At 67.9% G+C, this 20,966-nt stretch carries 20 protein-coding genes and 3 pseudogenes; 6 read left to right on the top strand and 17 right to left on the bottom strand.

The features are described from left to right. The first annotated feature begins 299 nt into the window (after positions 1-299). Entirely contained in the window at positions 300-2,513 is a 2,214-nt protein-coding gene (locus CVUC_RS02640) for a TonB-dependent receptor domain-containing protein (protein WP_096032631.1), read from the top strand. Positions 2,514-2,631: 118 nt separating this feature from the next. On the opposite strand, the pseudogene CVUC_RS20220 reads toward CVUC_RS02640, so the two are convergent. The 9 genes and pseudogenes from CVUC_RS20220 to CVUC_RS02600 all read right to left on the bottom strand — a co-directional run. Further along, positions 2,632-2,770: pseudogene (locus tag CVUC_RS20220) on the bottom strand (hypothetical protein); the annotation flags it as partial. Between the two features lie 33 nt (positions 2,771-2,803). Then, positions 2,804-3,202, bottom strand: a pseudogene (locus CVUC_RS02635) (GNAT family N-acetyltransferase); the annotation flags it as partial. Positions 3,203-3,257: 55 nt separating this feature from the next. Beyond that, positions 3,258-3,494, bottom strand: a complete 237-nt coding sequence (gene hfiA, locus CVUC_RS02630) for a holdfast inhibitor HfiA (RefSeq protein WP_096032632.1) — start codon at positions 3,492-3,494, stop codon at positions 3,258-3,260. A 123-nt stretch (positions 3,495-3,617) separates the two neighbouring features. Continuing rightward, the gene (locus CVUC_RS02625; RefSeq protein ID WP_096032633.1) at positions 3,618-4,196 is read right to left on the bottom strand and encodes a hypothetical protein; all 579 of its coding nucleotides are present in this window, start codon (positions 4,194-4,196) and stop codon (positions 3,618-3,620) included. Positions 4,197-4,333: 137 nt separating this feature from the next. Then, the gene (gene xylD / locus CVUC_RS02620; RefSeq protein WP_164468076.1) at positions 4,334-6,109 is read right to left on the bottom strand and encodes a xylonate dehydratase XylD; all 1,776 of its coding nucleotides are present in this window, start codon (positions 6,107-6,109) and stop codon (positions 4,334-4,336) included. After that, positions 6,102-6,971 (bottom strand): SMP-30/gluconolactonase/LRE family protein, encoded by an 870-nt coding sequence (locus tag CVUC_RS02615; RefSeq protein ID WP_096032635.1) that lies wholly within the window; start codon positions 6,969-6,971, stop codon positions 6,102-6,104. The genes xylD and CVUC_RS02615 overlap by 8 nt, the downstream gene beginning before the upstream one ends. 124 nt (positions 6,972-7,095) lie before the next feature. Then, entirely contained in the window at positions 7,096-7,842 is a 747-nt protein-coding gene (xylB, locus tag CVUC_RS02610; protein WP_096032636.1) for a D-xylose 1-dehydrogenase, read from the bottom strand. A gap of 5 nt (positions 7,843-7,847) precedes the next feature. Then, positions 7,848-9,284, bottom strand: coding sequence for an aldehyde dehydrogenase family protein (locus tag CVUC_RS02605; RefSeq protein WP_096032637.1), 1,437 nt, complete (start codon positions 9,282-9,284; stop codon positions 7,848-7,850). 16 nt (positions 9,285-9,300) lie between these two features. Beyond that, positions 9,301-10,455: a fumarylacetoacetate hydrolase family protein gene (locus CVUC_RS02600; protein ID WP_096034733.1), complete on the bottom strand. Its 1,155-nt coding sequence runs from the start codon at positions 10,453-10,455 to the stop codon at positions 9,301-9,303. 186 nt (positions 10,456-10,641) lie between these two features. Here CVUC_RS02600 and CVUC_RS02595 point away from each other — a divergent pair, with 186 nt between their 5' ends. Beyond that, positions 10,642-11,130, top strand: coding sequence for a hypothetical protein (locus CVUC_RS02595; protein ID WP_096032638.1), 489 nt, complete (start codon positions 10,642-10,644; stop codon positions 11,128-11,130). 53 nt (positions 11,131-11,183) lie between these two features. Here the strand turns inward: CVUC_RS02595 and CVUC_RS20760 are convergent. Then, a pseudogene (locus tag CVUC_RS20760) lies at positions 11,184-11,293 on the bottom strand (hypothetical protein); the annotation flags it as partial. 88 nt (positions 11,294-11,381) lie between these two features. Between CVUC_RS20760 and CVUC_RS19800 the strand changes: the two are divergent. Then, positions 11,382-11,906: a hypothetical protein gene (locus CVUC_RS19800; protein WP_164468077.1), complete on the top strand. Its 525-nt coding sequence runs from the start codon at positions 11,382-11,384 to the stop codon at positions 11,904-11,906. Positions 11,907-12,162: 256 nt separating this feature from the next. On the opposite strand, the gene CVUC_RS02585 is transcribed toward CVUC_RS19800, so the two are convergent. From CVUC_RS02585 to CVUC_RS02570, 4 genes are read right to left on the bottom strand one after another with little or no spacing between them, the layout of a single operon-like run. Then, positions 12,163-12,600 (bottom strand): DUF1178 family protein, encoded by a 438-nt coding sequence (locus CVUC_RS02585; protein WP_096032639.1) that lies wholly within the window; start codon positions 12,598-12,600, stop codon positions 12,163-12,165. Between the two features lie 19 nt (positions 12,601-12,619). After that, the gene (locus CVUC_RS02580) at positions 12,620-13,456 is read right to left on the bottom strand and encodes a carbon-nitrogen hydrolase family protein (protein WP_096032640.1); all 837 of its coding nucleotides are present in this window, start codon (positions 13,454-13,456) and stop codon (positions 12,620-12,622) included. Continuing rightward, positions 13,453-13,707, bottom strand: a complete 255-nt coding sequence (gene grxC / locus CVUC_RS02575) for a glutaredoxin 3 (RefSeq protein WP_010918714.1) — start codon at positions 13,705-13,707, stop codon at positions 13,453-13,455. Before grxC ends, CVUC_RS02580 begins: the two co-directional genes overlap by 4 nt. Before the next feature lie 28 nt (positions 13,708-13,735). After that, complete coding sequence (locus CVUC_RS02570) at positions 13,736-14,533, bottom strand: ComF family protein (protein ID WP_096032641.1); 798 nt, start codon at positions 14,531-14,533, stop codon at positions 13,736-13,738. Between CVUC_RS02570 and CVUC_RS02565 the strand changes: the two genes are divergently transcribed. Beyond that, positions 14,532-15,443 (top strand): methyltransferase domain-containing protein, encoded by a 912-nt coding sequence (locus CVUC_RS02565; RefSeq protein WP_096032642.1) that lies wholly within the window; start codon positions 14,532-14,534, stop codon positions 15,441-15,443. The two genes, CVUC_RS02570 and CVUC_RS02565, sit on opposite strands and share 2 nt — an antisense overlap. Positions 15,444-15,447: 4 nt before the next feature. On the opposite strand, the gene CVUC_RS02560 is transcribed toward CVUC_RS02565, so the two are convergent. Genes CVUC_RS02560 through CVUC_RS02550 form a run of 3 tightly spaced genes read right to left on the bottom strand, consistent with a single transcriptional unit; the run spans position 15,448 to position 16,644 of the window. Continuing rightward, positions 15,448-15,621 (bottom strand): Flp family type IVb pilin, encoded by a 174-nt coding sequence (locus CVUC_RS02560; RefSeq protein WP_010918717.1) that lies wholly within the window; start codon positions 15,619-15,621, stop codon positions 15,448-15,450. After that, complete coding sequence (gene mutT / locus CVUC_RS02555; RefSeq protein WP_010918718.1) at positions 15,600-16,004, bottom strand: 8-oxo-dGTP diphosphatase MutT; 405 nt, start codon at positions 16,002-16,004, stop codon at positions 15,600-15,602. The genes CVUC_RS02560 and mutT overlap by 22 nt, the downstream gene beginning before the upstream one ends. A gap of 31 nt (positions 16,005-16,035) precedes the next feature. Next, entirely contained in the window at positions 16,036-16,644 is a 609-nt protein-coding gene (locus CVUC_RS02550; protein WP_010918719.1) for a hypothetical protein, read from the bottom strand. 272 nt (positions 16,645-16,916) lie between these two features. Here CVUC_RS02550 and CVUC_RS02545 point away from each other — a divergent pair, with 272 nt between their 5' ends. Then, entirely contained in the window at positions 16,917-18,347 is a 1,431-nt protein-coding gene (locus CVUC_RS02545) for a DEAD/DEAH box helicase (protein WP_010918720.1), read from the top strand. A 156-nt stretch (positions 18,348-18,503) separates the two neighbouring features. Next, on the top strand, positions 18,504-20,768 hold the full coding sequence (locus CVUC_RS02540; RefSeq protein WP_096032643.1) for a PAS domain-containing protein: 2,265 nt from the start codon (positions 18,504-18,506) through the stop codon (positions 20,766-20,768). The last annotated feature ends 198 nt before the right edge of the window (positions 20,769-20,966 follow it).

Raw genomic sequence — 20,966 nt, 5'->3', positions numbered from 1 at the left:
GCCGGCGACATTAGTGTTACCGGTATCAGCGCGCAAGCGGTGGTTCTGACGACCACATCGCCGACACGCGGGACTCACCCTGCGGCGGTATCGATAGCAGACACGCGCCGGTTTCCGCGACGGAAGAGTGTCGAGGCGGGCGCATACGCCTGTGGCGCGAATGCCACTTGGAGTCCCTCACCCGCAACATTGCCGAAAAGAAATTTGTCCCGGCGCGTCGGAGCGTCTTTACGGCTGGGGGTCGAGACCGCGCGGACGTCCGCAGCGTATCGCTCGACACTTGAAGTTGAGGTCTCCCCTTGCGACTGAAGTTCGCCCTCCTGGCCGCCGCTGCGGTGATCGTTCCGCCGACCCTGGGCCTGGCCCAAACCGCCCCGGCCCAGACCGCCCCTGCTCAGGCCGCCCCGGCCCAAGCCGCGCCGGCCAAGCCCTCGGATGCGCCGACCGCCGTCGAGGGCGTGGTGATCCGCAGCGATTCCACGGCCATGCGCACCGACATCGACCGCCGCAGCTACAGCGTCGCCAATGATCTGAGCGCCAAGACCGGCTCGATAAGCGACGCCCTGCGCAACGTCCCCTCGGTCGAGGTCGACGTGCAGGGCAATGTCAGCCTGCGCGGCGATCCGAACGTGACCATCCTGATCGACGGCAAGCCCTCGGGCATGTTCAACGGCGACAACCGCGCCGACGCGCTGCAGCAGCTGCCGGCCGACCAGATCGACCGCGTCGAGGTGATGACCAACCCCTCGGCCGCCTACCGCCCCGACGGCTCGGGCGGCGTCATCAACCTGATCACCAAGAAGACCCAGAAGCCCGGCGTGACGGGCACGGTGCGCGCCAATATCGGCACCGACGGCCGCTACAACGGCGGGATCAGCGCCACGCGCCGCGAAGGCAAGGTCACGCTGTCGGGCGATGCGAGCTACCGCTACGACCGCCAGGAAGTCACCTCGATCGTCGATCGTCAGTCGCTGAGCGCCACCGGCGCGACGGTGCTGGACGCCGACCAGACCGCCGAGGTGCTGAACAAGGGCGGGGCGCTGTCGCTGCGCACCGGCGTCGACTACGACCTCGACAAGAAGACCCGCCTGTCGGCCGAGCTGCGCTATCGCGGCATGGACTATGAGGGTGACGGCCGCGAGACCTATCTGTCGCGTAACGGCGCGGGCGTCATCCAGCAGGCCTATCTGCGTGACAGCACCGGCGTGATGATCCGCGACAACTCGGCGATCGCCGGCGACTATCGCCGCCAGTTCACCGGCGCCGGCCACGAGCTGACCTCGCGCGCCGAGTACGAGATCACCCGCTTCAAGCGCGGGGGCGACGCCTTCGCCGACTACTCGGCGGGCGCCTCGGACTTCTATGAGGCCTTCAGCTTCGGCTCCGAGCAGAAGCGCGCCAACTGGAAGCTGGACTACACCAAGCCGCTGGCCAACCAGTCCAAGCTGAAGACGGGTCTGGATTTCGAGGGCGCCGACAACGACTACAACAACTACGGCGCCCGGGGCGCGACGCTGCGTGGCCAGAGCATCGACCCGGCCCGCACCAACCGCTTCGCCTATGACCAGGACGTGTTCGCGGCCTATGTCACCTATGAGCGGCCGTTCGGCGACCTGACGGTCCAGACCGGTCTGCGCGCCGAGCAGGTCGAGATCCGCACCGACCAGATCACCACGGGCCAGAAGGGCTCGAACGACTATCTGCGGCTCTATCCGACGCTGAACGCCGGCTACCGTCTCAACGACGCCAACAGCCTGAGCGCGGGCTTCAGCCGCCGGGTGGCGCGCCCCGGCCCGCAGGACCTGAACCCTTATCCGATCTACCAGGACCCCTATAACTTCCGGGCCGGCAATCCGGACCTGAAGCCGCAGGTCACCGACTCGTTCGAGCTGGGCTGGCAGTACCGCAAGGGTCCGACGACCTATCTGGCCACCGCCTTCTATCGCGACACCCGCGACGGCGTGACCGACGTGGTCAAGGACCTGGGCGGCGGTGTGTTCCTGACCACCCGCGAGAACCTGGCCAAGAGCCGCAACGGCGGCCTGGAGTTCGTGGTGGTGGGCCGCCTGACGCCCAAGCTGACCTACAATGTCAGCGGTCAGGCGTTCTGGAACGAGATCGACGCGGCCAGCCTCGGCTTCACCGGCAAGCGCTCGGACACCGCCCTGTCGGGCCGGGCCAATGTGAACTATCAGGCCACCCCGAAGGACTTCTTCCAGGTCAACGCCTTCACCTCGGGCCGGCGCATCACGCCGCAGGGCTATCGCGAGCCGGTCCAGATGATCAATCTGGGCTATCGCCGCAAGGTCAACGACAAGCTCAACTTCGTCGTGACGGTCAATGACGTGGTCGACAGCTTCAAGATCGCCGGGGTCACCAACGCCGCGCGCCTGCGCGACCGCAACGAGACCAAGGTCAATGTCCGCACCGCGTTCATCGGCTTCAGCTACGCCTTCGGCGGCGGCAGGCCGCGTCCGGAGCAGTTCGACTTCAGCACGGGCGGGCCGAACTAGGGGGAGGCTCCAAGCCGTGTCATCCCGGCCGTAGCGCGCAGCGCGTAGAGCCGGGATGATACGGGTTTTGAGATGGGTAGTCGCGCGGGCTTTCATGGGCGTCTGAGCGCCCCCTCCGTCACGCGGCTGCGCCGCGCGCCACCTCCCCCGTTTTACGGGTGAGGAGGATGCCGCTCCCCTCCTGCCCCGCGACGCGGGGGAGGTGGATCGCTGCGGATACGCAGCGAGACGGAGGGGGCGCTTCTACGCTCACCACTCGCCCGGCCGGCTGACGGCGTCCTTCAGTCCCCAACCAACCCCAGATGCCGCTCCGCCTCGGCCAGCCCTGCGGCGATGTCGAGTTCGGCATAGAGATCGCCGGCCTCGCGCCAGGGCTGAAGGGCGGGGCGGCCCAGGGCTTCCAGGGCCAGGGCGGTCAGCCGCAGGGCGTTGGCGAGATCCAGGCGATGCTCGCGTCCTAACCCGCCATAGAGCGTGGCGGCCTCCTCGGCGGCGGCGAGGGCGGCTTCAAGGCGGCCCGCCTCGCGGTCCATGTCCGAGACATGGCGCAGGGCCTTGGCCAAGCCCTCGGTCTCACCCGTCGCCCGGGCTTTTTCCAGGGCTTCGTCATAGAGCGCCCGCGCCGGATCAAGCTCGCCGCGTTCGCGCAGCGCATGGGCGTCGGTCAGCAGCCAGTCGATGTCGCGCATGGGCCCTCCGTCGGTCGTGCGCATAGTGGCCGGGCCGCTTGGGCGCGCCAAGGTCTCAGTGGCCGGGGGCGCGGCGGATCTTCGAGCGGCGAAACGCGCCGCGCGCCAATGTCACGGCCAGCATCGTTAACGCCGCCAGCGCGGCGGGGATCAGCGCCACCAGCCAAACCACAACAACGAGGCCAAGCTGGAGGATCGTGGTGGCGATCACCAGGCTGGGCGACTCCGGTCGTTGATCAAGGGCTCGGCTCACTGACAACATCCTGTCCGCGCTCAATAAATGGCCCGACACCTCATCAATACACCCGAAATGGGTTTCAACCCAGGGAAGAATTTTACAATTCGCAACGTTTCTCTTAACGCTTTCTAAACCTTCGTTGATCGGGGTTGGGTTGTTAACCAGAGCCGCCGAGCCCTAGCTGTAGTGCATCACGTCCGTACCGTTCAGGACCAGCCAGGCGAGCAGGAGCGCGGGAACCAGCGCGCGATGCACGATCGGTCGCTGCAGGAGGATCAGGACCACCAGCGGCAAGCAGTAGACCGGCAGCTCCCAACCGAACGTCCAGAACCATGCCGACAGGCTCGCCGGATCGTTGATGCGCAGGAAGACCGAGGCGGCGGCGAACGCCGTGATCATGCCGATCAGGGACGCCCAGACGAACCGGTTCTGCGACCAGTAGTGAGCCATCAGGTCGACCTCTTCGGCGTCGCTGTCGTCCGGCAACACGGACTTGGCGGCCAGGAACAGGCAGGTCAGCTGGATCAGGATCAACAGGAACTGCCACATCGGCGTGTTGACCCAATCGGGCTCCCAGGCGATCCACCAGCTGCGGACGATGACGACGAAAACCAGGGCGGCGGCTGTGAGCGGCAGCCAATCCCATCGTACGCGGCTGACGCGCCGTAGCAGGCCGTGCACGCTCAGGATCATGTCGGTGATCGCCAGGCCGGTGATGATGGCCAACAGGCCCAGAAAGTATTCCTTGAGTTCCATGGCGCCCCCCAGCCCCGTCGCATTTCAGCGTTTGGCGACGGAGAAGATGCGATTCGGCTGGGTGTTGTGAAGCGGGGGCGGGCGATCCGGGGGGCGCAAAGAAAAGGGCCTCCGGATCGCTCCGAAGGCCCTTCGCATCAGTGGTTGTGGCGCGGCAGCTTGGCCGCCAGGTCCTGGTACTTGACCGCGAACTCCAGCACCCCGCCGGTGTCGAGCTGACTGGCGTGGGCGCGGTAGATTTCCTGCCAGGGCGTCATGGTGGCGGGAACCGCCGGGATGCCGTCCTGCTTGCGCGCGGCGATCGTCGCTTCGTCGACCAGGGCGTCGCAGCGGCCGGTGTTGAGGTCGATGCGGATGGTGTCGCCGGTGCGCAGCCACGACAGGCCGCCGCCGATCGCGCTCTCGGGCGAGGCGTTCAGGATCGAGGGGCTGTCGGCGGTGCCCGACTGACGGCCGTCGCCCAGGGTGGGCAGGCTCATGATCCCCTTCTTCAGAAGGTGATCCGGCGGCTGCATGTTGACGACCTCGGCCGAGCCGGGCCAGCCGATCGGACCCGCGCCGCGGATCACCAGGATGCAGCGCTCGTCGATCTCCAGGGCCGGATCGTTGATCCGCTTGTGATAGTCGTCCGAGCCGTCGAACACGATGGCGCGGGCTTCGAACACGCCTTCCTGGCCGGGCTGCGACAGGTAGCGCTTGCGGAATTCCTCGCCGATCACGCTGGACTTCATGATCGCGAAGTCGAAGAGGTTGCCCTTCAGAACCAGGAACCCGGCCTTCTCGGCCAGCGGCTCGTGGTACGGGAAGATCACCTCGCGGTCGCTGGTTTCGCGGCCTTGCAGGTTCTCGCTCATCGTCTTGCCGGTGACGGTCAGCACGTCGCCATGCAGGCGGCCCTGCTGCAACAGCTCCCACAGCACCGCCGGCGCGCCGCCGGCTCGGTGGAAGCGCTCGCCCAGATACTTGCCGGCCGGCTGCATGTTGACGATCAGCGGGATGTCATAGGCCGCGCGCCAGTCGTCGGCGGTGATCTCGACGCCGGCGTGACGGGCCATGGCCACGATGTGCGGCTGGGCGTTGGTCGAGCCGCCGGCCGCCGCCACCAGGGCGATGGCGTTCTCGAAGGCTTGCTTGGTCAGGATGTCGAGCGGTTTGACGTCGTCATAGGCCAGATCAACGATGCGCTGGCCGGTCTTGTAGGCCATCTGGCCGCGCTCGCGGTACGGGGCGGGAATGGCCGCGCAGCCGGTCAGAGACAGGCCAAGCGCCTCGGCCACGGCGTTCATGGTCGAGGCCGTGCCCATGGTGTTGCAGTGGCCCGCCGACGGCGCCGAGCTGGCGGCGCGGTCGATGAACTCTTCCTCGGTGATCTCGCCGGCCGCCAGCTTGCGACGCGAGCGCCAGATGACGGTGCCCGAGCCCACGAGCTCGTTCTCGTGCCAGCCGTCCAGCATCGGGCCGCCCGACAGCACGATGGCCGGGATGTTGACCGTGGTGGCGGCCATGATCCCGGCCGGGGTGGTCTTGTCGCAGCCGGTGGTCAAAACGACGGCGTCGATCGGATAGCCGTGCAGGGTCTCGACGAGACCCAGATACGAGAGGTTCCGGTCCAGCGCCGCCGTCGGGCGACGGCAGTTCTCGAAGATCGGATGGACCGGGAACTCCATGGGGATGCCCCCGGCGTCGCGGATCCCGTCCCGCACCCGCGCCACCAGGTCGAGGTGGATGCGGTTGCAGGGCGAGATGTCGCTGCCGGTCTGGGCGATGCCGATGATCGGCTTGCCGCTGCGCAGCTCCTCCGGCGTGATCCCGTAGTTCATGAAGCGCTCCAGATAGAGCGCGGTCATGTCGATATGGTCGGGGTTATCGAACCAATCGCGGGACCGGAACCGGCGGGGCGTGCGGTTAGACAAGGCGGACCTCATGCTGGGGTTGGCCGGCCACATCGACCGGAACGGCGAACACACCGCCGGCCAGCGGGTACTGGGCCAGGGTCTCGTCGCTCAGGCCCTTGCGGGCGGTGGTGAAATAGAGGGTCTTCAGGTCAGGCCCGCCGAAGCAGGGCTTGGTGACGTTGGGGGCGGGCAGTTCGATGCGCGTCACGGCCTCGCCTTGCGGCGAGAAGCGGACCGCGCCGAAACCGCCCCACAGGGCCGTCCACAGATAGCCTTCGGAATCGACGACCGAACCGTCCGGATAGACCTCGTCGCCCAGGGCGAACTGCACGAAGACGCGCTTGTTCGACAGCAGGCCGTCCTCGGACAGGTCGAAGGCGTAGATCGTCTTTTCCAGGGTGTCGGTGTGGTAGAAGGTCTTGCCGTCGGGCGAGACGCACGGACCGTTGGTGATGCAGATGTCGCGGTCCATCCGGGCGACGCCGGTGAGGTCCATCCGATAGAGCGAGCCGCTCTTGTTCTCTTCCCCGTCGTGCATGGTGCCGAACCACAGACGGCCTTGCGCGTCGACCGTGGCGTCGTTGGGGCGGTTGTTCAGCGCCGCGTCCTCGACCTCGAGCAGCAGGCTGAAGCCCGTGGCCGGGTGGAAGCGGTGAATCCCGGCCTTCAGACCGACGACAAAGCCGGTCGCGCCGACGATCGGCCCCAGGAAGGTCACCTGATCCGGCGCGTCGAAGCTGAAGCGCTCGCCGGTGGCGGGGTGGTAGTTGTGGATTTTACGCTGCTTGATGTCGACGAACCACAGGGTGTCGCCATGCCAGATCGGGCCTTCGCCCAACGTGGCCTTCAGATCCCATACGCAAGTGACTTGAGCGGTCATACAATCATTCCTCTGTCATCCCGGCCGTAGCACAGCGGAGAGCCGGGACCTCCGGACGCGTGGCGCTTGCCGTGGTCCCGGCTCGGCGCGCTTCACGCTGGGCCGGGATGACAGTTTTCTTAGGTCAACGCCAGCCGGCGTCGATCCAGTATTCGTGGCCGGTGCACAGCGAGGCGTCGTCCGAGGCCAGGAACAGCACCAGCGCGGCGACGTTCTCCGGGACGATGCGGCCCTTCAGGCATTGGGCCGCCACGATCTGGGCCTCGCCTTCGGGCGTGTACCACTTCTCCTGGCGCTTGGTCTTGACGTTGCCCGGCACCACGCAGGTGACGCGGATGTCGTCGGGACCCAGCTCCCGGGCCAGGGCGCGGGTCATGCCCTCGATGCCGGCCTTGGCTGTTTCGTAGAGGACAAGGTCCTCCAGCCCCAGGTGCCAGCTGATCGAACCGAAGTTGATCACCGCGCCGCCGCCGCGCTTTTTCATGCCCGGCGCGACGGCCTGGGTGCAGAACAGCATGTGGCGCAGGTTGACGTTGATCCGCTCGTCCCAATAGGCGCCGGTCACGTCGCCCAGGCTGTGGCGGTCGTCATTGCCGGCGTTGTTGACCAGCACGTCGATGTCGCCGATCTCGGCGAAGGTGGCCTTGATCGAGTCGAGGTTCATCAGGTCGCAGCGCTTGTAGACCGGCGGGATCGGCGAGCCGGCCAGCTCGGCTTCCAGGGCCCTGGAGTCTTCGTCGACGATGTCGAGGAAGATCACCTCGGCGCCCTGACGGGCGAAGCCGGCGGTGAGGCCGGCCCCAATGCCCGAGCCGCCGCCGGTGATGACGACGCGCTTGCCCTTCAGGCTGGGATAGATGGCTGAGGACATGCTGCTTACGACCACGAGTAGGAGGTTTTGGTCTGGGTGAAGAACTCGACCGCCGCGAAGCCCTGCTCGCGGGCCCCGTACGAGCTGCTCTTGGTGCCGCCGAACGGCACGTGATAGTCGACGCCGGCCGTGGCCAGATTGACCATGGTCATGCCCGCGCGCGCATAGCGCTGGAAGTGGCGGGCGTGCTTGAGCGAGGTGGTGGCGATGCCCGCCGACAGGCCAAACTCGACGCCGTTGGCGATCTCCAGGGCCTCTTCGTAGCTCTTGACCCGGATGGTCGAGGCGACGGGGCCGAAGACCTCTTCGTTGTTGATCCGCATGCCGGCCTCGGTGTCGGCGATCAGGGTCGGACGCACGTACCAGCCCGGATTGTCGAGCTTGATGCGGTCGCCGCCGGTGACCACGCGGCCGCCTTCGGACGCAGCGATGTCGATATAGCGGTACGAAGTCTCCATCTGGTCTTCGGAGACGGCCGGGCCGATCTGGGTGTTGGGGTCCAGCGCGTCGCCGACGCGCAGGGCGGCGACCTTTTCGGCCAGCAGGGCGACGAACTTGTCGTGAATCCCGTCCTGGACGATCAGGCGCGAGCTGGCGGTGCAGCGCTGGCCGGTGGCGAAGAACGAGCCGTCCAGGGCGATGGCGACGGCGCGTTCCAGGTCGGCGTCGTCCAGAACGATCAGCGGGTTCTTGCCGCCCATCTCCAGCTGCACGCGGGCCTGACGGGCCACGGCGGCGGCGGCGACCTGCGCGCCCACGCCTTGCGAGCCGGTGAACGAGATCCCGTCCACGTCCTTGTGCTTGATCAGCGCATCGCCCATCGAGCCGCGACCGAACAGCATGTTGAACACGCCGGCGGGGGCGCCGCACTCGGCCATGATGTCGGCCAGAACGTTGGCGGTGGCGGGCGTCGGGCCGGCCGGCTTGATCACCACGGTGTTGCCGAAGGCCAGGGCCGGGGCGGCCTTCCAGGCCGGGATGGCGATCGGGAAGTTCCAGGGCGTGATCAGGCCATAGACGCCCACGGCCTGACGATAGGTCTGGATCTCGACGCCCGGACGGGTGCTTTCCAGGTTCTGGCCGTGACGGCGCAGGGCTTCACCGGCGAAGTACTTGAAGATGCGGCCGGCGCGGACGGTCTCGCCGACGCCTTCCGCCAGGGTCTTGCCCTCTTCGCGGGCCAGCAGGCGGCCGATGTCGGCGCTGCGGGCGATGATGGTCGAACCGACCTTGTCCAAGAGGTCCGAGCGGACCTCCGGCGAGGCGTCGGCCCAGGCCGGGAAGGCCTTGCGCGCGGCGTCGACGGCGGCGTCGACCTCGGCCTGGCCGCCCATCGGGACCTTGGCGACGACGTCGTTGGTGTTGGACGGGTTCAGGCTCTCGGCCGGGGCGTCGGCCGCGACGCGTTCGCCGCCGATGTAATGGCGCAGGGTGTCGGTCATCGCGGGAAGCTTTCGATTAGAGGAGGCCGCGGCCGGCCAGGTTGCGGATCAGGGCCGAGATGCCGAACGTCCACGGCTTGGCCTTGTCGCAGGTGGTGACTTCGTTCTCGAGCACGCCCAGCTTCGGCGTCGAGACACGCACGCGGTCGCCGACCTTGTGGGTGAAACCCTGGCCGGGGGTGTCGCGGTCCTGGATCGGGGCGAACATGGTGCCCAGGAACAAAGCAAAGCCGTCCGGATACTGGTGCTGCTTGCCATAGGCCTGGCCGGCCAGCACGGCCGGGTCGCGGCTGATCAGGCTCATGTTCGACTTGCCGTCGAGCACGAAATTGTCGCGGCCGGTGATCTTCAGCTCGACCTCGGCCGAACGGACGTCGTCCAGGCCGAAGGTCTCGTCGAACAGGCGGAAGAACGGACCGATGGCGCAGCTGGCGTTGTTGTCCTTGGCCTTGCTGAGCAGCAGGGCCGAACGGCCTTCGAAGTCGCGCAGATTGACGTCGTTGCCCAGCGCCGCGCCGCGGATCAGGCCCGAACCGTCGCACAGCAGCACGACTTCCGGCTCGGGGTTGTTCCAGTGGCTGTCATTGCGGACGCCGACCTGGTCGCCCCAGCCCATCGAGGACAGGGTCGGACCCTTGGTGAAGATCTCGGCGTCGGGGCCGATGGCCACTTCCAGATACTGCGACCACAGGCCGTCGGCGATCAGGGCGTCCTTCAGGCGCTGGGCGCCCTGCGAGCCCGGCTCGACGCTCTTGAGGTCGCCGCCCATGCGTTCGGCCAGCAGGGTGCGGATCTTCAGCGCCTCGCCGGCGTCGCCGCGCGCGCGCTCCTCGATCACCCGCTCCAGGGTCGAGACCGCGAAGGTCACGCCGGCGGCCTTCAGGCATTGCAGGTCGACGGGGGCCAACAGCTTGACCGGCGCGGCCCCGTCCGGGTCTTCCCAGACGGGGCGGATGTCGAGGGCTTCCAGCGGACCCTTGTCCTCGCCGCGCGGGATCGCCGCGCCGGGCTGGAAGGCGTTCATCAGGTCAGCGACGGTGGGGGCGATCTTCGACACGTCCTCGACGCGGCCGCCGCGCACCAGCACCGGCGTCGGGCCTTCGCCAAAGTCGATGCGCCCCAGCAGGGTCGCGGCTTTCCAATCTTCCGGCAGGAATTCACTCACGCCCACGGCGTCGTCTCCCCAAAACTCGAGCGTCTGAAGCGCCGACACCGTCGGCGGCGCGCGTTCGTCGGCACTTGGTAGCGCTAACATGTAGGGACGGCAAGTAGGTTGTCTGACCAGCGCGAAATCCTCGGCCTCACGGGCGCGGGCGGTCCATGCTAGAAGCCGCCGACAAACCACGACCTGGACCTCTTGCCCATGACCGACCTGACCCCCGACCAGGAAGCCGCCCTGCTGGCCGCGCTCACCGACACCTGCCGCGCGGCCGGCTATGTCGTCGAAGCCATCGACCGGGGGCTGGAGGTTTCGGGCGAGGATCAGGACGAGGGCGCCTTCTACCTGCTGCCCGACCACGGCTGGCTGCAGATCCGCTGCCTGGTGCTGGACCACGACGACTTGGACGCCGCCCGCGACCTGACGGCCCTGTTCGAGACCATGGCCCGCGCCCAGTTCCGCCTGATCGGCTGCCGCTTCGCCTTCGATCCCGGCACGGGCCTGTGGCTGGTGGAGGACCTCTACCCCGGCTTCGACCCGGCCAGCGTCCCGACGATCATGGAGCAGATGGCCTTCATCTGGTCATCGCTCGAAGACCTGTTCGACGCCGCCCTGGAAGGGGCGGTTCCTGGCGACGACGCCCTCGACGCCGCGTTCGATCTGGAAGCGGGCGGCGCGCCGAATTAGAGCTTCTCACCCAAGTGCTTAAACCCGTGTCATCCCGGAAGCGCGGAGCGCTATCCGGGACCCAGGGGGTGACGAAGCGCCGTGCTTGTGGCCCTGGGGCCCGGCTCTCCGCTGCGCTTCGGCCGGGATGACACGCTTTGTGGTGGCGATGGATCGTGCGCAGGCCTTAGAGTTCGTGCCGAGGGACTTGCGGGCGGGAACCGGCGGCGAGGCGTGCCGTTCCCGTGGCGTGTTTTTGTCGGGAGGGCGTTGTGACGCCGAAAACCCTATTGATCATCAGTGGAGCCGCCGCCGTGCTGCTGGCCTCCAGCGCCCACGCCCAAGTCAAGCCGCCGGCCAAGCCCGAGGAGCCGTCCGGCCGCTGGGGCGAGGCGGGCAAGAAGGCCGTCGACATCGGCACCCAGCCGGTGCGCGACGTCGGCCTGTCCAAGCGCGAGGTGCCGCCGGTCCTGGCCAAGGCCTTTGACGACCCCTACAGCCTCGCGGGTCTCAAATCCTGCCAGGCCCTGGCCAATGAGGTGAAGGCGCTGAACGCGGCGCTGGGGCCCGACTACAAGGTCGGCGCCGAGTACGCCGAAAACCGAGCCGGCAAGCTGGCCGAGGCCGGTGGCAAGACCCTGATCAACAGCATCATCCCGTTCCGGGGCCTGGTGCGCGAAGTCACCGGCGCTGCCCCCGCCGACCGCCAGATGAACGCCGCCGTCGACGCCGGCCTGGCCCGCCGCGGCTTCCTGCGCGGGGTTCATCTGAAGCAGGGCTGCAAGACGCGGTTCTGACCTCTCTGCCGACCTCCCCGGCGAATGCCGGGGTCCAGATCGAACCGTATCAGCTTGGCCCGATCCCGAGGGGGCGGCGACCAAGGCTACGCCCTGGCTGAAGATCCCCATCGTGTGTCATCCCGGAAGCCTCGCAGAGGCTATCCGGGACCCAGGGGCAAGCGCGCTGCGGTTCCCCCTGGGTCCCGGCTCTCCGCGCTGCGCGCTGCGGCCGGGATGACACCAGAGACAAAATCGAAGAGGCGTAAGGCCCCCCTCAGTTCACATCCGTCTTCTTCGGCGGACCCGGCGGCAGGGGCACCACCTTGACCCCGTCCTCCACCAGCGCCTTGACCTCGGCGGGGGAGGCCTCGCCGTAGATGCCGCGTTCCTCGGAACTGCCTTCGTGGATGGCGCGGGCCTCCTTGGCGAAGGCGTCGCCGACATAGTCGAAGTTTTCCTCGACGTGGCGGCGGACCTCGCCCATGGCCGTCATCATCATCTCGCGCATCTTGGGATCGACGACGGGCTCGGTGGACCGCTGGGCCTTGGTGCCGGCGACGGCCGGGGCCATGATCTGCTTGGAGACGCCCGTTGAGCCACAGACGGGGCATTCGACCAGGCCGCGCGCGGCCTGATCGTCATAGTCGGCCGACGAGCCGAACCAGCCTTCGAACTCATGAGTCCGGTCGCACCGGAGCGCGTACTTGATCATGGGTTAGACATGGTGACGCTCACGGGCCGGTGAAAGCCCGGGCGTTCTTCAGGGCCGGGATCGCCGCGCGCGCCTTGTCGGCGGCAGGCAAGTCGAGATCCGCCAGCAGCACGCCGGGTTCGTCATGGTCGAGCGTGGCGATGATCTCGCCCCACGGCCCCACCACGATCGAGCGGCCCCAGGTGCCGCGACCGTCCTCGTGGAAACCGCCCTGGGCGGCGGCCAGCACGAAGGAGCCGGTCTCGATGGCGCGGGCGCGCAGCAGGACCTCCCAATGCGCTTCGCCGGTCGGGCGGGTAAAGGCCGCCGGAACCGTCAGCACGGTGGCGCCGGCCAGGGCCAGGGCCCGGTGCAGGGCCGGGAAGCGCATGTCGTAGCAGATGGTCAGGCCCAGCTTGGCCCAAGGCGTGTCGACCACTACGGCCTTATCGCCGGGCTCATAGGCCGAGGACTCCCGCGCGGTTTCACCGGTCGGCAGGTCCACGTCGAACATGTGCAGCTTGTCGTAGGTGGCCACGATCGCGCCGGTCGGGTCGATGACCACCTGGCGGTTGGCGGCCTTGTCGCCGGTCTCGCGGCGCACCAGGGCCGAGCCGATGACGATCCAGGTCCCCGTCTGCGCGGCGATCTCGCGCAGACCCAGCACCACGGGGTCCTCGTCCAGGGTCTTGAGCGCCGGCAGCAGCAGGCTGCGGTCCTTCTGGACGACGTTGGTGCATTCGGGGGTCAGCACGAGCTTCGCGCCGCCCGCGATCGCCTCGCGCACCAGCGGCGCCACGTGGCCCAGCGCAGCGGCGTGGGTGGCGGGGGTGCGGGTCTGGATCAGCCCGACGCGGAGGAGCGCAGGAGGGCTCATGCCGACAGAAGGCTGTCCAGCTTGCCCTGATCTTCCAGGGCCATCATGTCGTCACAGCCGCCGATGTGCTGCTCGCCCACGAAGATCTGCGGGAAGGTGTTGCGGCCCGAGCGTTGCATCATTTCCTGGCGCAGGGCCGGGTCCATGCCGGCCTCGATCTCGGTGAAGTCGGCGCCCTTGTCGGTCAGCAGCGCCACGGCGCGCGAGCAGTAGGGGCAGAAGGGGCGGGTGTAGATGGTGACCTTGGCCATGAGGTGACTCGCTGGTGTTCCGACGTCCTCATATAGGGCGCGCCTGCGTTTCTGTAACGCGCGCGACGACGGCCAGGGTCACGCGGGCCGCGCCGGCGGCCAGCAGCGCCCGCGCGCAGCCCTCGGCGGTGGCGCCGGTGGTCAGGACGTCGTCAATCAGCAGGATCTTGCGCCCCGCGACCAGCCGTTGCCGAGACGGTGGAACGACGAAGGCTGCGGCCACGTTGCGTCGCCGCCCCGAGGCGGACTTGCCGCCCTGGCTCTGGGTGTCGCGCCGCCGGATCAGGGCGTCGGGCAGGTAGGCGCGCCCCGCCATCCGCGCCAGAGGGCGGGCGATCTCGGCGGCCTGGTTGTAGCGCCGGGTCAGCATCCGGGCGCGGTGCATGGGGACCGGCGCGATGGCGTCGGCCTCGTCCAGCAGCGGGGCCGCCGCCCGCGACAGCCAGCGCGCGAACAGCCCCGCCAGATCGACGCGGTCGGCGTGCTTGAGCATCAGGACAAGATCGCGCGAGTGCTCGTCATAGACACAGGCGGCCCGGGCCCGGGCGAAGGCCTTGGGCTTGGCCTGACAGGCGGGGCAGCGCTCGGCCGCCGCATCGGCATAGGCCATGGCCAGGCCGCAGCCGTCGCAGACCGGATCGTCGATGAAGGTCACCTTGGCGAACGCCGCCGGCGACAGGCCGCCGCTCAGGGCGGGACCACCGTCCAGGCTGGCGGGCGGCAGGACCAGGTCCAGCAGCCCGCGCCCCAGGCCGCGCAAATGAGGGACGAGGCGCTCTGTCGCGGCTTTCCATGTCGGTTCGAAATCGCCATGTTCCGCGCGCATGACCGCTTCTCCGCTTCTGTTCGACCGCGCCCTGCTTCGCCGGCGCCTTGACCGCGCCGCGCCCGAGTTCGGCGCGGCCGACTTCCTGAAGGCCCGCGCCGCCCAGGACGTGGTGATGCGGCTGGAGACGATCCTGCGACGCTTTCCGATCGCCGTCGACCTCGGCGCGAGAAACGGTCATTTTTTCAAGGCCTTGAGCGACAGCGACGCGCGCGCCAACATCGATACGCTGATCGAGGCCGACCTGTCGGGGCGGATGCTGGCCGGCCGCGAGACCCTGCGCCTGGTCGCCGACGAAGAACGCCTGCCGTTCGGCGACGCCACGCTCGATCTGCTGGTCTCGACCCTGTCGCTGCACTGGACCAACGATCTGGTGGGCGCGCTGATCCAGATCCGTCGAGCGCTGCGGCCCGACGGCCTGTTCGTCGGCGCGCTGTTTGGCGGGGCGACCCTGACGGAACTTCGCCAGTGCCTGCTGGCGGCCGAGGCCGAGCTGACCGACGGCGCCTCGATGCGCGTCTCGCCGTTCGCCGACGCCATCGACGCGGCGGGCCTTTTGCAACGCGCCGGCTTCGCCTTGCCGGTTGCGGACGTCGATCGCGTGAAGGTGCGCTACGCCCATCCGATCGCGCTGCTGAGGGATCTTCGGAAAATGGGCGAGACCAGCGTGCTGCTGGACCGCTCGCGCAAGCCCTTGACCCGCAAGGTGCTGTTCCGGGCGATGGAGCTCTATGCGGAGCGGTTTGCGGAGGCCGACGGCAAGGTGCCGGCCACGTTCGAGATCGTTTCGGTCACCGGCTGGGCGCCGCATGACAGCCAGCAAAAGCCGCTGCGGCCGGGCTCGGCCAAGATGCGCCTGGCCGACGCGCTTGGGACGAAGGAGCAGTCGACCGGCGACAAGGCAGGGTAGGGGCTTAGCTGCCCATCGCGTCGGCGGACTTGGTGAAGGCGGTCTTGATGCCGTCGCTCAGCACGGTGATGGCGCCGATCAGGGCGATGCTGATCAGCACGACGATCACGCCGACCTCGACGGCTGTGGCGCCGGACTGATCGCGCCAGAACGCGCTCAGAGGACGTCGCGCAGCCAGGCCACCAGGGGCTCGTCGGCCGGCGGCATCGGATAGTCGCTCAGCTTGTCCGGTTTTACCCATGCCAGCGCCTCGTGCTCCTTGCGCGTCACTTGGCCTTCCCAGCGACGCAGCAAGTAGAGTGGCATCAGGAGGTGAAAAGACTCGTAACTGTGAGACGCAAAAACAAACGGCGCCAGACAAGCTTGCGCCACCTTGATCCCGAGTTCTTCTTGCAACTCGCGGATCAGGCACTGTTCCGGCGTCTCGCCGGCCTCGACCTTGCCGCCCGGAAACTCCCACAGGCCGGCCAGTTGCTTGCCTTGCGGGCGCTGACAGATCAGCACGCGGCCGTCGACATCGATCAGGGCGGCGGCGGCGACGAGGACGATGGGCTTGGTCATGGGCGGGGTTTGGCGCGGAGCGCGGCGCGGATCAAGGCTTCATCCAGCGAACCTGCTCTGGGGTGGCCAGCAGGGAGCGGACAGGGCCATCAGGCGTTCTGGGCGGCTCGTCGCGCCAGCAGTTCGCCATAGCCTTGAGGCTTCGCGCCCACCATTGCGGCAAGGGACCAAAATATTCGCTGCGGATTGCTCGAACGCCCGCCCAGCCTTTCTGGTCCCCGACGGCGGGCCCTGCGAGCCGCGTCTCGGTGACATCGGAAGGCGCTGGCGCACCCACAGGGTCATCCGGACCGGCCATCTTCAGCGGTGGCAGCTTGGCCATCTCCGTCAGTACGGTTTTCAAAGCGGGGCACGACCGCCCGTCCGCCCATTGGTGCTTGTCCTGCAGCACTGTGCGCAACCGGACCTCCTTCACCTTCCGCTCGACGGTCCAGAAGGATTTGGGATCCCGGGTGATACCGACGCGACTGAAGATGACGGTTTCGTCGATCGTGTAGCCAAGGCCGCCGCCGTCCCGCGAGAGCCGATAGCGGGGATCGCTCATCGGGCCATTCGCCCTGGCCTGATCAACCGCCGCACCGGCCACCAGAACGCTGATCAGCACGATTGAGCCGCGCAACCCGCGCATGAAGCCCTCCAAAGCTTACCGGATTGGAACCCTAGCAACCTCCGGCTGAAGCGCAAAACTTGACTTTCCCGCTAGGATAACCGATACGGACCCCGCGCCACTCCGGCGCTATTGGCGCTCCAGCCGCGTGAGGGTCCGTTTTCGGACCAGCCTGTCGAGCGCCTTGAGAGCTTTTCTCACCCGATCGCCCGTGCACGCGGGGCGCTCCCCCGAACGATAGCCGACAGGCCAGCCGTGCGAGAAACGCATGGGCTGCCTTTCGGCGCACGAAAGACACAACACACGTGACTCAATTTTCCGACCTTGGCCTGGCCAAGCCGCTGCTGAAGGCGCTTGCTGAAAAGGGCTACAAGGAACCGACCCCGATCCAGGCCCAGGCCATTCCGGTGGTGCTGCAAGGCAAGGACCTGTTGGGCATCGCCCAGACGGGCACCGGCAAGACCGCCGCCTTCGCCCTGCCGATCCTGCAACGCCTGGCCGAGGATCGTAAGCCCGCGCCGCGCCGCGGCTGCCGCTGCCTGGTCCTTTCCCCGACCCGCGAACTGGCCACCCAGATCGCCGAGAACTTCAAGGCCTACGCCGTCCACATGGGCCTGTCGGTCCACACCATCTATGGCGGCGTCAAGTACGGCCCGCAGATGAAGGCTCTGGCCGGCGGCATCGACGTGCTGGTCGCCACCCCTGGCCGCCTGATGGACCACATGGCCGAGAAGTCGGCCATCGTCTCGGGCACCGAGATCTTCGTGCTCGACGAAGCCGACCAGATGCTGGACCTGGGCTTCGTGGTGCCGATCCGCAAGATCGCCGCCCAGCTGACCAAGAACCGCCAGAACCTGTTCTTCTCGGCCACTATGCCGAGCGAGATCGGCAAGCTGGCCGGTGAGCTGCTGAACAACCCGGTGCAGGTCTCGGTGGCGCCGCAAGCGACCACGGTCGAGCGCATCGACCAGCGCGTGCTGTTCATCGAGGCCCAGCGCAAGCGTCCGCTGCTGGCCGAGCTGTTCGCCGACACGAGCTTCTCGCGCACCATCGTCTTCACCCGCACCAAGCGCGGCGCCGACCGGGTGGCCAAGTATCTGAACGCGGCCGGCATCGAGGCCGCCTCGATCCACGGCGACAAGACGCAGGGTCAGCGCGAACGCGCGCTCGCGGCCTTCAAGGCCGGTGAGATGCGGGCTCTCGTGGCCACCGACATCGCCGCGCGCGGCATCGACGTCAACGACGTCAGCCACGTGATCAACTACGAGCTGCCCAACGTGCCGGAGGCCTATGTCCACCGGATCGGCCGCACCGCCCGCAAGGGCAAGGACGGCATCGCCATCAGCTTCTGCGCCGATGACGAGCGTAACCTGCTGAAGGACATCCAGAAGGCCACCCGCCAGACGATCCCGTCCTTCGACCGTCGCAACGACAAGCAGCTGGCCGCCGCCGCCGCCGTCGCCGACAAGCTGGTCCCGGCCGAGAAGTATGTCGACCCGCGCAAGGCCGACCCGCGCAACAACGTCCCGTCGGAACTGCGCCGCAAGCGTAACCGCAACGGCGGCGGCGGCGGCGGCGGTCGCGCCGAAGGCGCTCAGAAGGCGCAAGGTCGCGGCCCCGGACAGGGCAAGGCCGGCGCCAAGCCGGGCCAGAAGGCCGGTCCCGGCCAGAACGAGTTCCGCGGTCCCAAGCGCCAGTCGGCCACGGCCGAGAAGCGCTGGTCGCCTATCGACTAATTTATAATATAAACAATAGGTTGTAGTGGCCGGGCGAAGAGGCTCTCTTCGCCCGTTCGCCGCGCGGTTTCGCCAAGGCGACGCTTGAATCCGCCTGAACTATAGGGTCACCTTGCGGCTAAGCCCGGTCGGGGAGCCGGATGGGGGATCTAGCGAATGGGCGAGGGCGGCCAGCGAGCCACGCCTTCTGTAACCAAGATCGTGGGCGGCGAGATGGCCGCGCGCGTGCGGGCGTTCGACTGGTCCAAGACGCCCCTGGGCCCGCGTGAGGACTGGTCGCCGGCGTTGCGACTGGCGACCGACATCGTCCTGGCCAGCAATTTCCCTATGGCCCTGCGCTGGGGGCCCGAACTGGTCCTCATCTATAACGACGGCTATGCGCCGGCCCTGCACGAGCGCCATCCCAGCGCCCTGGGCCAGAGCTTCTACGACACGACGCCGGAGTTTCAGGCCGCGCTGCGCGAGCTGCACCAGGACATTCTCACCGGGACCAGCGGCGGTTTCGCCTTTGAGCGCCTGCCCCTGAAGGTGCTGAACAACGGCGTGCTGGAAGCCGCCTATTTCACCGTCAACTACAGCCCCGTGCCGGACGAGACCGCCCCTAACGGCATCGGCGGCGTGCTGGTGGCGGCCGTCGAGATTTCCCAGTCGGTCAAGGCCGAGCAAACCCTGCGCGCCACCCAGGAACGCTACCAGATGGCCCGGGAAGTGGCCGGGGTGGTCGGGGCCTGGGAATGGGACATGAAGGCCGACAAGGTCTATGCCGACGCGCGCTACGCCGAGCTGCACAATGTCGACCCCGCCCTGGCCGAGAGAGGCTTGCCGGTGCAGGCCTTCCTGCCTGCGCTGCATCCCGACGACCGTGACCGTATCCGCGCTATCGCTCAGTCGTCCGCCGCGAACGGTGAGGCGTTTTCCGAGGAATACCGGCTGATCCAGGCGGACGGCTCGATCCGCTGGGTCTACACGCGCGGCAAGGCGTATCTGGACGCCGACGGCCAACCGGCCCGCAACACCGGCGTCATCATTGACGTCACCGAGCGGAAAAAGGCCGAGGCCGAACTGGCGGCCGCGCGCGTCGACCTGGACCTTGCCGCCCAGGCGGCGGGTCTGGGACGCTGGGTGTTGCGGCCCAGTGTCAACCAACGCCACTGGGACGCGCGCGCGCGGGCGATCTTCGGCCTTACCGAGCACGAGCCGCCCAGCACCGCCCGCTTCTTGTCGCTGGTGCACCCCGACGACCGCGAGACGGTTCGGGACGCCATGGTGGCGGCCACCGATCCCGGCGGATCAGGCACGATCAACCTCGACTATCGGATTCGGCGCGCCAATGACGGCGTGCTGCGCTGGATCGAGGTGTTCGGTCAGGCCTTCTTCGAGGACGGGGTCTGCACGCGGTTTGTCGGCGTGGTCTCGGACGTCACCGATCGTCGCGAGGCCGTCGATCGGCTGGTCCGCCAGGAGGAAACCCTGCGTCTGGCCATCGACGCGGCCGATGTCGGCACCTGGGACCACGATCTGGAGACGGGCGAGGTTCGCCTGTCGGACCGCTGCTACGCGATGTTCGGCGTGACGCCGGGCGAGCCGGTCACGCACGAGACATTGATGCCGTTCACGCACCCGGCGGACGTTGTGCGGGTTCAGGAGGCCGTCGCGCGCGCGCTCGACCCGGCGATCCGGGCGGACTACGCCATCGAGTTCCGGGTGAACGGGCGCGACGACCATGTCGAGCGCTGGCTCTCGGCCAAGGGCGAGGTTTCCTTCGACAACGAGGGCAGACCTCGGCGTTTCCTGGGGGCGGTCGTCAACATCACCGAGCGCAAGCGCGCCGAACTGCACCTGCGCCTGCTGGTCAATGAGCTGAACCACCGGGTCAAGAACAGCCTGGCGACGATCCAGGCCATCGCCGCGCAGAGCTTCAACGGCCAGCGCGACATGGACGAGGCCAAAGAGGCCTTCTCCAACCGCATCGTCGCCCTGGCCGAGGCGCACGATCTGCTGACCCGCGAGAACTGGGAAGGCGCGGAGATGCACGACGTCGCCGCGCGCGTGGCCGCCCTGCACGGCGGCGACGCCCGCTTCGAGCTGAGCGGCGTGGCGATCCGCCTGTCGCCCAAGACCGCCTTGTCGCTGTCCATGGCTCTGCACGAGCTGGCGACCAACGCTGTGAAGTACGGGGCCTTGTCCGTTCCGGAGGGTGTCGTCCGCATCGTCTGGGACATGGCGCCCGAGCCGGGCGCGCCGCGCCTGGATCTGACCTGGACCGAGCGCGGCGGACCGCCCGTGACGCCGCCGCAGAGGCGAGGCTTCGGCTCGCGCCTGATCGAGCGAGGTCTGGCCGCCGAACTGGCCGGGGCGGCCGTGATCGACTTCCAGCCCGAAGGCGTGGTCTGCCGTATCCGGGCGCTGCTGGAGGCTTAGGCTTCAGAGCCACGAAACACCGACCTCAAGCGGTGTCATCCCGGACGCCTCGCAGAGGCTATCCGGGACCCAGGGGCCGCAAGCGCGGCGTCGAGTTTGCAGCCCCAGAGCATTTTCCGACGAAGTGGATCCGGTTCGTCGTCAGAAAATGCGTCAATACAAAGGGCTAGAGCATTTCTCCGATCCAAACAGATCGGA

It is taken from the genome of Caulobacter vibrioides (genome assembly GCF_002858865.1).
In the GTDB taxonomy this organism is placed as follows: domain Bacteria; phylum Pseudomonadota; class Alphaproteobacteria; order Caulobacterales; family Caulobacteraceae; genus Caulobacter; species Caulobacter vibrioides.
The sequence above is the reverse complement of the archived record's forward strand: the minus strand, read 5'-3'. Positions and strand labels throughout refer to the sequence as shown.

Bases quoted from the DNA above. Each gene is read 5' to 3' on its own strand.
- CVUC_RS02625 (WP_096032633.1), bottom strand. From the start codon at position 4,196: ATGGAACTCAAGGAATACTTTCTGGGCCTGTTGGCCATCATCACCGGC.
- CVUC_RS02580 (WP_096032640.1), bottom strand. From the start codon at position 13,456: ATGAGCCCTCCTGCGCTCCTCCGCGTCGGGCTGATCCAGACCCGCACC.
- CVUC_RS02605 (WP_096032637.1), bottom strand. From the start codon at position 9,284: ATGACCGACACCCTGCGCCATTACATCGGCGGCGAACGCGTCGCGGCC.
- CVUC_RS02570 (WP_096032641.1), bottom strand. From the start codon at position 14,533: ATGCGCGCGGAACATGGCGATTTCGAACCGACATGGAAAGCCGCGACA.
- grxC (WP_010918714.1), bottom strand. From the start codon at position 13,707: ATGGCCAAGGTCACCATCTACACCCGCCCCTTCTGCCCCTACTGCTCG.
- CVUC_RS02615 (WP_096032635.1), bottom strand. From the start codon at position 6,971: ATGACCGCTCAAGTCACTTGCGTATGGGATCTGAAGGCCACGTTGGGC.
- CVUC_RS02540 (WP_096032643.1), top strand. From the start codon at position 18,504: ATGGGCGAGGGCGGCCAGCGAGCCACGCCTTCTGTAACCAAGATCGTG.
- mutT (WP_010918718.1), bottom strand. From the start codon at position 16,004: ATGACCAAGCCCATCGTCCTCGTCGCCGCCGCCGCCCTGATCGATGTC.
- CVUC_RS02585 (WP_096032639.1), bottom strand. From the start codon at position 12,600: ATGATCAAGTACGCGCTCCGGTGCGACCGGACTCATGAGTTCGAAGGC.
- CVUC_RS02565 (WP_096032642.1), top strand. From the start codon at position 14,532: ATGACCGCTTCTCCGCTTCTGTTCGACCGCGCCCTGCTTCGCCGGCGC.
- xylB (WP_096032636.1), bottom strand. From the start codon at position 7,842: ATGTCCTCAGCCATCTATCCCAGCCTGAAGGGCAAGCGCGTCGTCATC.